Origin of the sequence: Aeromonas sp. R9-2, assembly GCF_040908025.1 — a bacterium.
GTDB classification, from domain to species: Bacteria; Pseudomonadota; Gammaproteobacteria; order Enterobacterales; family Aeromonadaceae; genus Aeromonas; species Aeromonas veronii.
Map to the genome: position 1 here is coordinate 721146 of NZ_JBFOCX010000024.1, position 14023 is coordinate 735168.

Annotated in this window: 13 protein-coding genes and 2 tRNA genes; 4 read left to right on the forward strand and 11 right to left on the reverse strand. The window is 59.9% G+C overall.

Translation table 11 applies throughout. From position 1 onward, the window contains the following. Positions 1 to 101 precede the first annotated feature (101 nt). Both lpxM and AB5Y71_RS12355 read right to left on the reverse strand, forming a co-directional pair. Complete coding sequence (gene lpxM, locus AB5Y71_RS12350; RefSeq protein WP_139408350.1) at positions 102 to 1091, reverse strand: lauroyl-Kdo(2)-lipid IV(A) myristoyltransferase; 990 nt, start codon at positions 1089 to 1091, stop codon at positions 102 to 104. A gap of 255 nt (positions 1092 to 1346) precedes the next feature. Continuing rightward, positions 1347 to 2339, reverse strand: a complete 993-nt coding sequence (locus AB5Y71_RS12355) for a TDT family transporter (RefSeq protein ID WP_005333439.1) — start codon at positions 2337 to 2339, stop codon at positions 1347 to 1349. A 102-nt stretch (positions 2340 to 2441) separates the two neighbouring features. Here AB5Y71_RS12355 and AB5Y71_RS12360 point away from each other — a divergent pair, with 102 nt between their 5' ends. Continuing rightward, positions 2442 to 3347 carry a LysR substrate-binding domain-containing protein gene (locus tag AB5Y71_RS12360; RefSeq protein WP_040068074.1) on the forward strand — a complete coding sequence of 302 codons (906 nt, stop codon included), beginning with the start codon at positions 2442 to 2444 and terminating at the stop codon, positions 3345 to 3347. A gap of 95 nt (positions 3348 to 3442) precedes the next feature. Here the strand turns inward: AB5Y71_RS12360 and nfo are convergent, their stop codons facing one another. The 5 genes from nfo to AB5Y71_RS12385 form a co-directional block, all read right to left on the reverse strand. Then, entirely contained in the window at positions 3443 to 4285 is an 843-nt protein-coding gene (gene nfo / locus AB5Y71_RS12365) for a deoxyribonuclease IV (RefSeq protein ID WP_005352396.1), read from the reverse strand. Between the two features lie 317 nt (positions 4286 to 4602). Continuing rightward, positions 4603 to 4932 carry a YbaB/EbfC family nucleoid-associated protein gene (locus AB5Y71_RS12370; protein ID WP_005333445.1) on the reverse strand — a complete coding sequence of 110 codons (330 nt, stop codon included), beginning with the start codon at positions 4930 to 4932 and terminating at the stop codon, positions 4603 to 4605. Between the two features lie 114 nt (positions 4933 to 5046). Beyond that, on the reverse strand, positions 5047 to 7647 hold the full coding sequence (dnaX, locus tag AB5Y71_RS12375) for a DNA polymerase III subunit gamma/tau (protein WP_368171693.1): 2601 nt from the start codon (positions 7645 to 7647) through the stop codon (positions 5047 to 5049). Positions 7648 to 7819: 172 nt separating this feature from the next. Then, a complete protein-coding gene (gene apt / locus AB5Y71_RS12380) occupies positions 7820 to 8365 on the reverse strand; it encodes an adenine phosphoribosyltransferase (RefSeq protein WP_005352403.1) in 546 nt (181 codons plus the stop codon). Positions 8366 to 8499: 134 nt separating this feature from the next. Further along, positions 8500 to 8877 carry a YbaN family protein gene (locus AB5Y71_RS12385; protein WP_064335934.1) on the reverse strand — a complete coding sequence of 126 codons (378 nt, stop codon included), beginning with the start codon at positions 8875 to 8877 and terminating at the stop codon, positions 8500 to 8502. A 123-nt stretch (positions 8878 to 9000) separates the two neighbouring features. On the opposite strand from AB5Y71_RS12385, the gene dusC reads away from it, so the two are divergent. The 3 genes from dusC (at position 9001) to AB5Y71_RS12400 (ending at position 11291) form a co-directional block, all read left to right on the forward strand. Continuing rightward, positions 9001 to 9945, forward strand: coding sequence for a tRNA dihydrouridine(16) synthase DusC (dusC, locus tag AB5Y71_RS12390; protein ID WP_323890107.1), 945 nt, complete (start codon positions 9001 to 9003; stop codon positions 9943 to 9945). 97 nt (positions 9946 to 10042) lie between these two features. After that, the gene (locus tag AB5Y71_RS12395; protein WP_019445807.1) at positions 10043 to 10411 is read left to right on the forward strand and encodes an RNA polymerase-binding protein DksA; all 369 of its coding nucleotides are present in this window, start codon (positions 10043 to 10045) and stop codon (positions 10409 to 10411) included. Positions 10412 to 10571: 160 nt separating this feature from the next. After that, positions 10572 to 11291 carry an ABC transporter substrate-binding protein gene (locus AB5Y71_RS12400; RefSeq protein ID WP_159158836.1) on the forward strand — a complete coding sequence of 240 codons (720 nt, stop codon included), beginning with the start codon at positions 10572 to 10574 and terminating at the stop codon, positions 11289 to 11291. A 116-nt stretch (positions 11292 to 11407) separates the two neighbouring features. Here AB5Y71_RS12400 and yjjG read toward each other — a convergent pair whose 3' ends face one another. The 4 genes from yjjG to AB5Y71_RS12420 form a co-directional block, all read right to left on the reverse strand. Next, positions 11408 to 12088, reverse strand: coding sequence for a pyrimidine 5'-nucleotidase (gene yjjG, locus AB5Y71_RS12405; RefSeq protein WP_005361017.1), 681 nt, complete (start codon positions 12086 to 12088; stop codon positions 11408 to 11410). 14 nt (positions 12089 to 12102) lie between these two features. After that, entirely contained in the window at positions 12103 to 13602 is a 1500-nt protein-coding gene (locus AB5Y71_RS12410) for a leucyl aminopeptidase family protein (RefSeq protein ID WP_368171705.1), read from the reverse strand. Between the two features lie 171 nt (positions 13603 to 13773). Further along, positions 13774 to 13850 (reverse strand) — tRNA-Met (locus tag AB5Y71_RS12415). Between the two features lie 88 nt (positions 13851 to 13938). Continuing rightward, positions 13939 to 14015, reverse strand: a tRNA-Met gene (locus AB5Y71_RS12420). Positions 14016 to 14023 lie beyond the last annotated feature (8 nt).

Here is a 14023-nt window from a genome sequence, read left to right on the forward strand (position 1 = left end):
ACCCTGGGGAGGCTGGCCATCAGCCTGCAAGGCACTGATCAGACGAGTTATCATAAAAAAATGGCCCACCTGGGGCCATTTCAATCAATTCAAATTCTGGGTCAGCTGTGGGGAGACAATCCCTTGCGGATCCGGCGTATCCCCTCTTCGTAGAGGCCATCCAGCCCCTCCTGATCTTCACGGGTATCGAAGATCTTGAGGAACCACATGTATTGACCCGGATGGCGCATCAGCTGCTGTTGCACCATGTCATTCATACGACAGGTATCGGCCATCACATCCTCGGTGGGATAGTTGTCGAACGGTGCCTCAATCTCCAGCCGGTAGCAGTGGTTCGCTTCGTCATAGCAGGCGAGCAGCGGCACCGCCTTGGCGCCACTGACCTGCACCAGACGGGGCAAGGCAGGCAGGGTCGCTTTGGGATAGCCAAAGAAGGGAGCGAAGATGCTCTTCTCGCGGCCATGATCCTGATCCGGCAGATAGAAGAAGCTGCGACCGCTCTTGATGGTCCTGATCACCGCCTTGATCCCGGCGCTGCGCTCATAGACGCGGCAACCGTTCTTGGCTCGTGCACGGTTGAGGTGCCAATCAAACACCGGATTGCGCGCCCGTTTCATCATGGTGCACATGGGCACCCCGCGCTGGGTGAAGCAGTAACCGGCGGCATCCACCGGCCAGGTATGGGGCACTACCAGGATCACCGGGCGGCCGGCCGCCCGCTCCGCCTCGATATGCTCCCAACCGATCACCTGCATCCGGCTCATCAGATAACGCTGGCTGCGCATGGTGAACTCGCCAAATCCCAACAGACTCTTGAGGCCGACCCGGATCGAGGTCAGTGCAATGGCATCCCGCTCTTCCGGGCTCTTGTCCGGGAAGCAGATCTCCAGATTGGTTCTGGCGATATAAATCTGTTTTTTCGAGATACGAAACACCAGCGGTGCCAAGGCTTCGGCCAAACGGTCGCGCAATCGCACCGGCACAAAGGCCAGCAGCATCAGCACACCGAGCGCCAGCCAGCTGAACCAGTAGCGGGGATGCAGAAAACGGGCTTCAAAAGAGGAGTCAAATACGGGATCTTGGGACGACATGTATTGGGGTCGAGCGAAAAAGTGGTGCTGCATTGTAGTCGTCCTGACAGGTAATACCAGTTAAATCCATGGCAAATAGCCCGCCACGGGCGCCACATCAAAAAACCATAAAAAAATGCCCCGCACTGCGGGGCATTTTGCTCGTTACACAACCAGGGTGGAGGCTCTTTGTCCATCCATCGTATGACTGGTCGTTTATCCCGTCGCTCTCGGAGCGCACTGCTTATCCATTTCCCGATGTCACATCACCAAGGTTTATCGGTGAGCCCCTTGGCGAGCCATGCCGTTGTTCATTTCTGTATCACGCTGCGGCAGAAAAAACATCAGGTAACGCAGTGCCACATACCCGACGATGACAGTAGCCACCCCCAGCTCGAAGTGAGCCAGCAGTCTGATCTGCTCGACGTAGTGACTGCCTTGCGCAAACCCTTCAACCAGATGAGCCACTTTGAACAGAGCGGTGGCACCGATCACCAGCGGGAAGGTGAAGGCGGCATAACCCGGCGAGAAGGGCAGACGCAGCAGTTTGATGAAGGCCAGATAGATGATGCCGGTCATCAGGATGGCGATCCCCAACAGCACGGCCACCAGCAGCAGTGACGGCTCCTGGCTGACGGTCAGGTAACCGGCCAGAGAGAGACTGGCAGGGGCAGCCAGAATGGCGATGGTCGGTTTGGCGGCATCCGGCACTTCATGGCTGAAGATCAGGCGATAGAGCATCAGCGGCAGCATCAGGCCGTAGCAGATGATCCCGAACCAGAGCAGACCGTTGGCCAGCGGGGCAAACTGACCACCCGGGAAGGCGACGTCAGCCACGATGATGCCTACTGGCGGCACGAACCAGCTCGGCACCATGTGGTGGATTTCAAACTCTTTGGCGCGATGCCAGATAAAGGTGGCCAGGAACAGCAGGTGAACCGCCACGGCAAACAGCCAGAGGGCCTCGCCCGCTTGTGGCGCAATCATACCCAGCGCTTTGGAGACCACCATGGTACCCATGGCATAGGTCGGTACCACACTGCCGACTACGGGGTGAGCGAGATCCTGCAACAGCAGGCGGGGGTGAAGCAGAAACTTGAAGGTCAGGATCACCAGCAGCACAGCCGCAATGGCGGCACCCAGCAGTTGCATCCGGCCATCGAAGTGACCGGCATTTTCCCAACACCAACCAAGGCTGGCGATGCCCAGCGCCAAACCCGCCATGGGGGTTGGGGCGGCAGCCAGTGATTTACGGGTTCTTGCGATCATGATGACACCTTTCTATTGATGACTATGGCGATAGGATAATGGCCCCTTATCGTTTACGATATCTAAATGAATTAAATCAATCATTCAGGAAAACCAAACACGATGAAACTGACCCTGCAGCAGCTGAAAGTGTTCGCCACCATTGCCCGCTATGGAAACCTTGGCCTTGCCGCCAACGAGCTCTGCCTGAGCAAGGGGGCTGTCTCCCAGTCGCTGCAGGAGCTGGAGCGCCAGCTCTCTACCCCGCTGTTTGACCGCATTCACCCCAGATTGCAGCTCAACAACGAGGGGCGCCTGCTGCAACCGGCCGCCGAAGAGCTGCTGACCCGGATGCAGGATATCGAGAACCTGTTCAGCCCCGATGCCGAGCCGAGCGGCCAGCTTCGCCTTGGTGCCAGCCAGACCATCGGCAACTACCTGCTCCCCACCCTGCTCGCCAGCAGCAAACAGGAGCTGGGACTCCCCCCCAAGGTGACCATCAACAACACTCACCTGCTCTGTCATGCGCTGGCCAACTTCGAGCTGGATATGGCACTGATCGAGGGGGAGAACCACCACCCCGACCTTCTCGCCGAACCCTGGCTGCAGGACGAGATGCTGGTGGTGGCCCCACCCGGTCACCCGCTTGCCAACAAGAAGGAGCTCTCCCTCTCCCGACTGGGGGGCGAGACCTGGGTATTGCGTGAAGCACAATCGGGCAGCCGCGAGCAATTTATCCAGCAGATCCAGCCCGAGCTGCCCCGCTGGCAACCAGGGCTTGAACTCAACACCCTGGAGGCGGTGATGCTGGCGGTGGAGAAGGGGCTTGGCATCTCCTTTATCTCACGGCTGGCAGCCTCGGATCGCCTGGCAGATGGGCGGCTGATCGCCCTGCCCCTCTCCCGCCGCTTCCCTCGTCAGCTCTCCCTTATCTGGCACAAGCAGAAGTACCACTCCACCTCCCTGCGCCACTTTATCCACTTCTGCCGGGCTCAGGTGAAGGATGCCGAGGTGAGCCGCGCAGAGTAACGCCCGCTCGGAGCGCCGCTGGCAGACCCGCCCGCCAATGACGGAAAAAGCAGAGAGGGAGCCACGGCTCCCTCTCTTTGATTCGCTTCTGAGTATCACTTCGCCAGACTGCGCAACCAGCTGATCTCCTCGCCCCAGATGGACTCGTCAATGGTCTCGAGGATCAGCGGAATGCGATCGAAGCGCTCATCATTCATGATGTGGTGGAATACTGCCTCCCCCAGATTGCCCTCCCGCAAGCTGTGGTGGCGATCGACCCGGCTGCCGAAGGTACACTTGGCGCCGTTGATATGCATCCCCTTGAGATAGTGAAAACCCACCGTACGGTCGAACTCGGCAAAGACGGCAGCGCAACTCTCTGCGGTGCGCAGATCGTAACCCGCGGCAAAGGCGTGGCAGGTATCGAAACAGATCCCGACCCGGCTCTTGTCCTCCACCCCCTCGATGATGGTGGCGAGGTGCTCGAACGACCAGCCGAGGTTGGTCCCCTGCCCTGCGGTATTCTCAATCACCGCCGTCACCCCTTCACTGCGCTCCAGCGCCCAGTTGATGGACTCGCTCACCAACTTGAGGCTGGCCGCCTCAGGGATCTGCTTGAGATGGCTACCGGGGTGGAAGTTCAGATAACAGAGCCCCAGCTGCTCGCAGCGTTTCATCTCGTCGAGAAACGCATCGCGGGATTTGGCCAGACCATCGGGATCCGGGTGGCCCAGATTGATGAGATAGCTGTCGTGGGGCAGGATCTGCTCCGGCAGAAAACCGGCCTTGTCACAGGCCGCCTTGAAGGCGCGGATGGTGGCATCCGACAAGGGGGCGGCCTGCCACTGACGTTGATTCTTGGTAAAGAGGGCAAACGCGTTGGCCCCGATAGCCTGGGCGCGGGCGATGGTATTCTCCACCCCGCCGGCCGCACTGACGTGGGCTCCGATATATTTCATACAATCTCCTCGATACGGCAAGCCGCCATTATGCCGATCCAGCCCGGCCACGCCAAACCGGGATATCCGATAGCGGGTATCGACAAATAGTGCCGCCTATACAAGGCGCTGCGTTTCATGGCGTAATCGGCCTTCGCTGTGGCAACCTCTCCCCAGAAGGGGTAGTTAGAGCCCGCCCGCGCCAGCATGGCGCCCATAAAAAAACGCAGCTTATCGCCTGAGCAATAACGCTGCGTCTTTGGGTCTCTCGGCCGTCTCCCTTGCCGTGACCCGAATGGCTAGCGACAAGGGAGCAAGAATGCGCGGGGAGAGTCGTCTTAGAAGGGCATCTTGAAGCCTGGCGGCAGTTGCATGCCACCGGTCAGTTCGCCCATCTTGGCCTTGTTTTGCTCTTCCACACGACGCACGGCATCGTTGCAAGCGGCAGCAACCAGATCTTCCAGCAGCTCCTTGTCATCTTCCATCAGGGAGGGGTCGATCTCGATGCGACGGACGCTGTGGCTACCGGTCATGGTGACCTTGACCATGCCAGCACCGGCTTCACCGGTCACTTCCATCTGAGCCAGCTGCTCCTGCGCCTTCTGCATACGCTCTTGCATCTGTTGGGCCTGTTTCATCAGGTTCCCCATTCCACCTTTACCAAACATATGTCGTCTCTCGTCTTGAAATCCGGCATCCAGCGCCGGGCTGTGGGCTTGTCTGTCCTAGATGGGGACAGCCAAACTGCTTTTCAACCGGAAGCAAGCTCCCGGCCACGGAATTTAGCGGTTGAGGGGCTCGATGCTCTCGTGATGAAGCACGGCACCAAACCGCTGAACTAAAAACTGCACGTTGGGATCCTGCTCCAGATCCCGGGTCACCTGCTCGCGCACCCCGAGATAGAGGCGGTGCTCGATCTCGAGGGGGGTCTCCTGGTCAGGCACCATACCAAGCGTCACCTCGACCTGCACCGGTTGCCCCAGCGCGGGCCCGATGATCTCGGCCAGATCGGCGCGCGCCTTGTCGCTCACCAGATGGCGCTGCTCGGGCTTGAGGGTTAGCAGTACCTTGTCCCCTTCCCGCGTCATCACCGAGTTGATGGCCAGCTGGCGCAGCCGCCCTCCCACCTGAGTGTGGGCGATCAACTCGGCCCAAGCGTCACCGCAACCATTGAGTAGCGAGGAGGGGATAAGGCGAGTCGCCTCTCCCTCTTGCGGCTCGCTGTCGCTTTCGAGCTCATCCCAGTCGATGGTCTCCATCACAGGCTGAGGGGGTTCGCTCTGCGTCACGGGTGCAGCAGCCACCGCCATGGTAGCAACGGGCGCCACCGGCTGGGTCGCAGGGGCTGGCATCACCGCTGGCGCCGCAGCGCTGCGCTCGCCGGGCCGATAGCTCGGCTGCCCGTCGAGATCCCAAGGTGGCAGATCGGTTGGCTGGACCGGTGCCGTGACAGGGGCGTGGCTCATCACCTGAGTCTGCTCGGCAAAGCCCTGATTGAGGTACTCCTCGTATTCCCCGTTGTCACCCAGCGGCTCGTAACCGTCGCCATAGAGATCCACCGGTGGCAGCTCATCATCGTGACCCATCGCCGCCATCCCCTGCCCGGCCGGTTGGCTGACAGAGACAGGCTGTTGCGCGACGGCCGGTGCAGTAGCGGGCGCAACAGGGCGAGCTGGCGCAACTGGTACTGCACGCGGCGCAGGCGCCGCCGGGGCATCCTGACCTCGCTGGCGGCTGCGCAACATATTTCGCTTGCCAAGCAGACTCTGCATGCTCGATACCGCTGATACCGGTTCAGCAGCGGCAACAGGCGTTGCTGTCGCTGCGAGCGCGGGCTCGAAGGGGGCGGTCAGCGGCTCGCCACGGGAATAGTCGGTATCGGCTGCGGCAGACGCTCGATCATCCGCATCTGCGGGCTGTGCGTCTGAGTGCGCAGACACATCGGGCTGCGCATGGGGCAACTCGGGCTCGGGTTGATACCCCATGCCCGCAGCTTCACGCAGCAACTCATCCTGCTGACTGAACAGCTCGGCGGCTTGCGCCTCCTCCTCGCTGTCGGCGGGGTTGCCGATGTCATCCGTCATCGCAGGCAGGGAGACATCAACCGCGGGCACTGCACTGGTAGCAACAGGCGTGCTGGCAACAGGGCTGGCTAGCGGTGCAGGCACGGCGCCGCTGATCGGTGCCACTGCGGCCGATTCAGCGGCCGGGGGCTTTCCCGGCAAGGAGGCTACCGGAGTGGCATTGCTCGTCAGTGACGGGGGCAGCGCAGTGAGGCTGGCCGGATGCAGGGCATCGCGCCTTGGGGAGAAGGCGAGCATCCGCAGGCAGGTCATCTCCAGCGCGGTGCGGCCATCGGGGGCCCAAGGCAGATCTTTACGGCCACCCAGCACAATCTGGTAGCAGAGCTGCACCTCTTCTGGGCTCATCGCCTTGGCCAGTTGCAGCAGGGAATCAGCATCCGCCCCCTGTTCCTGCACACTGGCAGGCAGCAGCTGTGCCATGGCGATGCGATGGAGCAAGCCTTCCAGCTCGGCGTGGAGCTGATCAAAATCGGGGCCCAGGGTGGCGATCTCGGTGATCTTGGCCATAGTCGCGGGGGCATCTTGCCGCAAAATGGCTTCCAGCAGCTGGTGCAGATGGCGGTGATCGAGCGTGCCCAGCATCGCCAGCACGCTGTCGAGGCGCACGCTGCCATTCCCGTGGGCCAGCGCCTGATCGGTCAGGCTCAGGGCATCACGCATACTGCCGTCAGCGGCTTTGGCCAGTGCCAGCAGGGCGCGCGGCTCGAAGGGCTGCCCCTCCTGATCCAGCACCCATTCGAGCTGCTTGGCGATCTGGGTCTGATCCAGACTCTTCAGATGAAACTGCAGGCAGCGCGAGAGAATGGTAATGGGCAGCTTCTGCGGATCCGTGGTGGCCAGCAGAAACTTCACATAGGGAGGCGGCTCTTCCAGGGTTTTCAGCAGCGCGTTGAAGCTGTGGCGCGACAACATGTGCACTTCATCGATGAGGTAGACCTTGAAGCGGCCGCGGGCCGGACGGTACTGCACGTTGTCGAGCAGCTCGCGGGTATCTTCCACCTTGGTTCGCGACGCCGCGTCAATCTCCAGCAAGTCGACAAAGTTGCCCTGATCGATCTCGCGGCAGGTATCGCAGACGCCACACGGGTGGCTGCTGATCCCCTGCTCGCAGTTGAGGCTCTTGGCCAGAATACGGGCGATGGTGGTCTTGCCGACCCCGCGGGTACCGCTCAGCAGATAGGCGTGATGCAGCCGTCCCTGATCCAGGGCGTTGGTCAAGGCGGTCAGCACATGTTGCTGGCCTACCACTTGTTCAAACGTATGGGGGCGCCATTTACGCGCCAGAACCTGATAGCTCATAAATCCATCATGCTGGGAAGACAGGGCATTGAGGCCGGATGCTAACACAAATGGCGGGCTGGCTGTATCGGCTATCGGTGAGAGCGGGAGGGATCGCTTGATTTTCAAACCGATGCCCGCAAGGGCACCGGTTCAATGCAGGCCCGATGCAGAGGATCGGGCCGAAGAGGCATTACTCGCCGGCCAGCTCGACCAGTGAGACCACCTTGATGCCAGCGGCAGTCAGGCGGGCATCGCCCCCCAGAGACGGCAGGGAGATGATGAAGGCCGCATCGGCAACTTCACCACCGGCACGGCGGATCAGCTTGACGGTCGCATCGACGGTACCGCCGGTCGCCAGCAAATCGTCCACGACCAGCACCTTGTCACCGGGTACGATGGCATCGGTGTGCAGTTGCAGGGTGTCAGTGCCGTACTCGAGGGCATAGGACTCCTCGATCACTTCGCGCGGCAGCTTGCCCGGCTTGCGGACCGGCACGAAGCCCAGCCCCATGGCATAGGCAACCGGCGCGCCAAAGATGAAGCCGCGAGCTTCGGTGCCAACAATCTTGGTGATCCCTTGATCACGATAATGATTGGCCAGCAGATCGATGGTGGCCTTGAAGGCCTCGGCGTTCTCAATCAGGCTGGTGATGTCACGAAACAGAATGCCCGGCTTCGGATAGTCGGGAATGGTCTTGATGCTTGCTTCGATAAATTTCAGGGTTTCCGGATTCATGTGTTGACCGCTTATTTTTTTGACCCAGGGGTGGCCATTTTTTCTCAATTCCCTTCTGCGGGAAATAAAAAAGCCTGTCACGCAAAAATGACAGGCCGACTCCATAGCATTATTGCTGCAATAGCTTAGGGACTTCACTTCACCATTGCAACTGGCTCCAGCACCGGCAGACGCATTAACCAGGTGAGCAGGATCACCATTATGATAACCAGCAACCCCTTGACCCACAGCAGTGGCACCACCGCCAGCGACACCGAAAAGGTGAGCAAAATGAAGATAATGGCGCGCCGTCTGGCCTGACGACGAATGCCGCGATACTGTTGCCAATCCACGATGGGCGGGCCAAACCAGGGATGGGTCAACAGCCAGCGATGAAAACGGGGCGACGAGCGGGCAAACAGGGCGGCAGCCAGCAACATGAAGGGGGTAGTCGGCAATAGCGGCAGCACAATGCCCACAATACCGGTGGCAAATGCCAGCCACCCGAGCGCCATCAGACACCAACGCTTCATTCCTTCTCCTTGCGTGATTTATCTCCCTCTAGCCTAACAGAGATTGAGCGGGTGCTGACAGCGGGCCGCAACCCCACTACAATCTGCGCTCTTTTTTCTCCCCACTCTCGTCGGAAAGCCGTTATGCGCGTTATTTTGGCCCCCATGCAGGGGGTACTGGATCACCTGATGCGGGAGGTACTCACCTCCGTCAATGATTACGATCTCTGCGTGAGCGAGTTTATCCGGGTCGTCGATCAGCTGCTGCCCGCCAAGGTGTTCTACCGCCTCTGCCCTGAACTGCTGCAAGATGGCAAAACCCGCGCAGGCACCCCGGTGCGAGTACAACTGCTGGGGCAACACCCCGAGTGGCTGGCCGAGAACGCCGTGCGCGCCATCGAGCTGGGCTCCCCCGGGGTCGATCTCAACTTCGGCTGTCCCGCCCCTACGGTCAACAAGAGCAAGGGCGGTGCGGTGCTGCTCAAAGAGCCAGAGACCATCTACCGCATCGTCAAGGCGGTGCGCGAGGCGGTGCCCGCCCATCTGCCGGTGAGCGCCAAAATTCGCCTCGGTTACGACGACAAGGATCTCTATCTGGAGAACGCCCAGGCGGTCTTCCAGGGGGGCGCCAACGAGCTGGCCGTTCATGCCCGCACCAAGCGCGAAGGCTACAAGGCACCCGCCCACTGGGAGTATGTGGATGCCATTCGCCGCGCCCTGCCCATCCCCGTCACCGCCAACGGCGAAATTTGGGATCACAAAGATGCCCTCGCCTGCGCCAGGGTCTCGGGTTGCGATGCCCTGATGGTCGGGCGCGGCGCCATCTCCCTGCCCAATCTGGCCAACGTGATGAAAACCGGCTGCCCGCACATGAGCTGGGCCGAGGTGCTGCAGTTGATGGTGAGCTATACCGAGCAGGATCTGGCCAGCGAAAAAGCCGACTACTACCCCAGCCGCATCAAACAGTGGTTCAGCTATCTCAAGCGGGAATATCCCGAAGCGGACCAGCTGTTTCAGGAGATCCGGGTGCTCAAAGAGACAGATCCGATCCGCGATGCCCTGCTGCAAGCAGCCAAAAGCCACGGCTAACCACGTTTAACTTGACGCATATCATCTTGATAGAGTTATCGGATCCCTATACTGCCCCGAATCTGTCGTCTGTCCTGTGGGGGATAATGTGTGTGAAATGACGCAAGCACAGTTGACTGTCTGGCGTAATCGCCTGCTGTCAGACTGGGCCCAAGTACGAGAAACGCTGATCGGTCAGCTCAAAGCCTGCCGCCGTGACGAGTGGGCCGAACAGGTCGGTCACTGCGAGCAGGATCAACTGGTGGAACTGACCAGCCGGCTGGATCTGCCGAAGGTTGAGCAGAGCGTGGCCCGCCTCAAGCGGATCGATGCGGCACTCTGCCAGATGGATCTCGGCCTCTATGGCCTCTGCTCCGATTGTGAAGAGCCGCTTTCCATCGAACAGCTGGAACAGGATCCGACCCTGCAACGCTGCCCGCGCTGCGAAGCCCGCTATCGCAAGGGATTCCACGCCCACGAACTGTGAGGGATGCACATCTGTGCATCCGCTCAACCCTCAGCACTGGTTACTCCGTCGTTCCTGTCCAATACTCACCGTATCAGCCTGTTCGAGGGTATGCGTTGTGTACAGACTCTTGTTGTTATGGTGTTTGTGTTGCCAGGCTACGGCACAAGAGTCATTGGTCGTGGGCTGGGTCGACTGGCAGCCCTTCAGTTATCGCAATGAACAGCAACAGCTCCGCGGACTGGATGTGGAGCTGCTCAACGCCATCTTCCTGCGGGCCGGTTATCAGGCCAAATTCAGTGAAATGCCCTGGGCTCGCGTGTTGCACGAGCTGAAATTCGGCACGGTTCAACTGGCCATGTCAGCCAATATCACCGCCGAGCGGCAGCAATATGCCCGCTTCAGCCACCCCTATCGGGAAGAGGAGACGGCCATCGTCATCCGTCGGCAAGATGCCGATCGCTGGCGCGGGATTACCACCCTGGAGCAGTTGATCAACACCCCTGACTTTCATATCGGGGTGCTCAAGGGCTTTGATTACGGCAATACCTTCCGCCAGTTGATGGCAAGGCCCGAGCTGCAGCCCCGTTTGCAGATGCGCCTGCGGCTGGATCAGTTGCTGAAGATGTTGCAAGGGGGACGGATCCAGGGGTTTATTCTGGATCCCCACGGACTGCAGGAGTGGCAGGGTAAGGATGGCGTGCAGGACAAGCTGTATATTCTGCTGCATATCGAACAGACACCGGTTCACCTGATGCTTAGCAAAGAGAGCACCACAGAAGCGCAACTGCAGCGGATCAATCAGGCTATCGATCAATTGAAACAGAGCCCCGACTATCAGCAGATCCTCGATCGCTACCAGTTCAGATCCCTGCATTCACAGGAAAACACTCATAAGTAAGGGGAGCATATGCTCCCCTTGCAGTCTCAAGCAAACCCAATACTGACTCAAACAGCTCTGGTTGCAACTTGCCAGGACGTTTTGGTCACCGATAACGTGATAGTTAAACTTGGCTATCAGCGTCCCAGCACAATGTCGGCAAGGTGGGCGAAGTGGTGGATTTCGTGTGTGGCATCGCACTCGCCCGCTTGCCGCGCCGGGTTGTACCAGCAGGTTGCCAGCCCCTGCGCCGCCGCCCCGGCAATATCGGTTTTCGGATTATCCCCCACCATCAGCACCCGCGCAGGATCCGGCTGCCCCATCAAGGAAAGAGTGTGCTGGAAAATAGCTGGCGCCGGCTTGGTCACCCGGATCTCGTCGGAGATCACCAGCGGCTCGAACCACTCGCTCCAGCCCAGTTTGCCGAGCCGCCCCCGCTGAGGCACGCTGAAACCATTGGTAATGATCCCCATCCGCACCTTGCTGCGCAGCTGCTGCAGGGTCTCGACCACCCCTTCAAGAGGCATGCTAAGGGCAATGATTTGCTCCAGAAAGGTGTTGTTCATCGCCATGGGATCGGCGGAAACCTGCTGGGCAAAGAGGGAGAAGCGGGTCTGCTGTAACGCCGTTGCATCGATCTCGCCGTCGTTGTACTGCTGCCAGAGCCCATGGTTGAGGGCGTGATATTGCGCCATGCTGGCGTCATCAGCCTGTACGCCATAGATCTGCAAGGTGTGCGTCAGCGCAGAGGCGACCGGAAAATCGAGCAGGGTTTCATCCAAATCGAACAGCACCCAATCATAGCTTGGTTGTTTCACAGAAATCCTTGTTATCATTCAGATTGTTCAGAGGCTTGGCGACCAACTCTGCCAAGCGGGCTGGCCAGCAGATCCAGCGTGAGACGCACGCCGAAGCCGGTCACTTCGCTGGAGACCACCCCATTGCCTCCCTTGTTGCGAAAACCGCTCAGGTCGAAGTGCAGCCAGGGGGTCTGCTCGGGCACGAAGTGGGCGAGGAAACGAGCCGCATCGATGTGATCCGGCGAACTGCCCGGCGCACATTGCAACAGATCGGCCCACTCGCTCTCGATGTTGTCGTCATAATCGTCATCAAGCGGGAAGGGCCAGATCCGCTCGCCGCTGCGCTGACCCAGATTGACCAGCGATACCATCCATTCGCTGCGATTGGTAAAGACGCCGCTGTAGCGGCTACCCAGCGCCCGTTTGCAGGCCCCTGTCAGGGTCGCGTAATCGAGCAGCAGATCCGGAGTATCCTGCACCGCCATTGCCAGAGTATCGGCCAGTACCATTCGCCCTTCGGCATCGGTATCGACCACCTCGATGGAGGTGCCATTGATGGCAGTCACCACCTCGCCGGGGCGATAGGCGTGAGGGCCGATATGGTTCTCGGCAATGGCCAACCAGCAGTGTACCTCGTAGGGTAGCTGAGCTCGGCTGATGGCGTAGAGGGCCCCCAGCGCCACCGCGCTGCCCCCCATGTCCAGATGCATGCCATACATGCTGCCAGAGACCTTGAGGTTGTAACCGCCGGAGTCGTGACAGATCCCCTTGCCTACCAGTGCAATGCGGCGCACCGGCTTGGGTGGATAGTAGCTGAGCTTGACCATGGCTCCCTGATTGTCTTCCGAGCCACGAGCAACTGCCAGAAACGCCCCCGCCCCCAACTCGGCCAGCTGCGCCTGATCATAGTGATGGCACTGCCACCCCTCATCTTGCGCCAGCTTGCTGACAAACTCGCGATAGCTGGCAGCCGTCAGCTCGGAGGCAGGCAACACCGCCAGATGGCGAGCCAGCCCGTTGCCCCCCGCTTCGCTGTAAAGGCGCGCCAAGTCCAGCACCACCGCGGGTGAAACCTTGATCTGCTGATAGCTCCAGCTGCTTTCACTGCGGCGCTTGCTGGTGGGCAACGAAATATTGGCGGCAAGCAGGGCCGACAGCATCACTTCGGCCAGCATCACTCGCTCGGAGGGGGAAAAACCTTCCAGATGCAGCCCGAGGCGCTCCACATTGAGCCCAGAAAGAGGAGCAATCCAGCCTCTGATCTGTTTATAGAGGCGGTGATCCCGCGTCACACTGCCGGTCACAAACATCACCTGCAACAGGGTATTGCCGTGCATCAGGGTAAAGGGCGCTTTTTTCCCCAGCGCAAGCTGGGTCTGGAGACCCGCAAGGGCGGGGAGCGAAAGCAAGGACTCCTTCTGCTCTTCGGCGATCAGCAGCAGTTGCAACGGCAGCCCTTGGGCAAGGGCTTCGGCCAGCGTGGCATCCCGGCTTTCAATAGCAGGAGGAAGATAGGTGAAGGGAGTGATCACAGGCGCGTGCCTCATCCATGAAGAGATACCTGATGATACCCAACAAATGGTTGATACGACCAGTTTTGGTCTTGAAAAAGCGTCAGAAATAGCAGCAATCACCAGATGGTGACGAGCATCAAGAAGGATTGTTCAATGATTGGCAATGCAGGAAGGGAACGTACAGAAAATTGGTTGCGGGGGCCGGATTTGAACCGACGACCTTCGGGTTATGAGCCCGACGAGCTACCGAGCTGCTCCACCCCGCGTCCGAATTGTCACCCTCAAGCCGAGCAGTAGCTTGGTGGCGTTTGTCTGCCTTCGACTGTTTATACAATCGCAAGCTGACGAAAGAGTTGGTTGCGGGGGCCGGATTTGAACCGACGACCTTCGGGTTATGAGCCCGACGAGCTACCGAGCTGCTCCACCCCGCGTCCGAATT

Bases quoted from the DNA above. Each gene is read 5' to 3' on its own strand.
- lpxM (WP_139408350.1), bottom strand. From the start codon at position 1,091: ATGTCGTCCCAAGATCCCGTATTTGACTCCTCTTTTGAAGCCCGTTTT.
- AB5Y71_RS12355 (WP_005333439.1), bottom strand. From the start codon at position 2,339: ATGATCGCAAGAACCCGTAAATCACTGGCTGCCGCCCCAACCCCCATG.
- AB5Y71_RS12360 (WP_040068074.1), top strand. From the start codon at position 2,442: ATGAAACTGACCCTGCAGCAGCTGAAAGTGTTCGCCACCATTGCCCGC.
- nfo (WP_005352396.1), bottom strand. From the start codon at position 4,285: ATGAAATATATCGGAGCCCACGTCAGTGCGGCCGGCGGGGTGGAGAAT.
- AB5Y71_RS12370 (WP_005333445.1), bottom strand. From the start codon at position 4,932: ATGTTTGGTAAAGGTGGAATGGGGAACCTGATGAAACAGGCCCAACAG.
- dnaX (WP_368171693.1), bottom strand. From the start codon at position 7,647: ATGAGCTATCAGGTTCTGGCGCGTAAATGGCGCCCCCATACGTTTGAA.
- apt (WP_005352403.1), bottom strand. From the start codon at position 8,365: ATGAATCCGGAAACCCTGAAATTTATCGAAGCAAGCATCAAGACCATT.
- AB5Y71_RS12385 (WP_064335934.1), bottom strand. From the start codon at position 8,877: ATGAAGCGTTGGTGTCTGATGGCGCTCGGGTGGCTGGCATTTGCCACC.
- dusC (WP_323890107.1), top strand. From the start codon at position 9,001: ATGCGCGTTATTTTGGCCCCCATGCAGGGGGTACTGGATCACCTGATG.
- AB5Y71_RS12395 (WP_019445807.1), top strand. From the start codon at position 10,043: ATGACGCAAGCACAGTTGACTGTCTGGCGTAATCGCCTGCTGTCAGAC.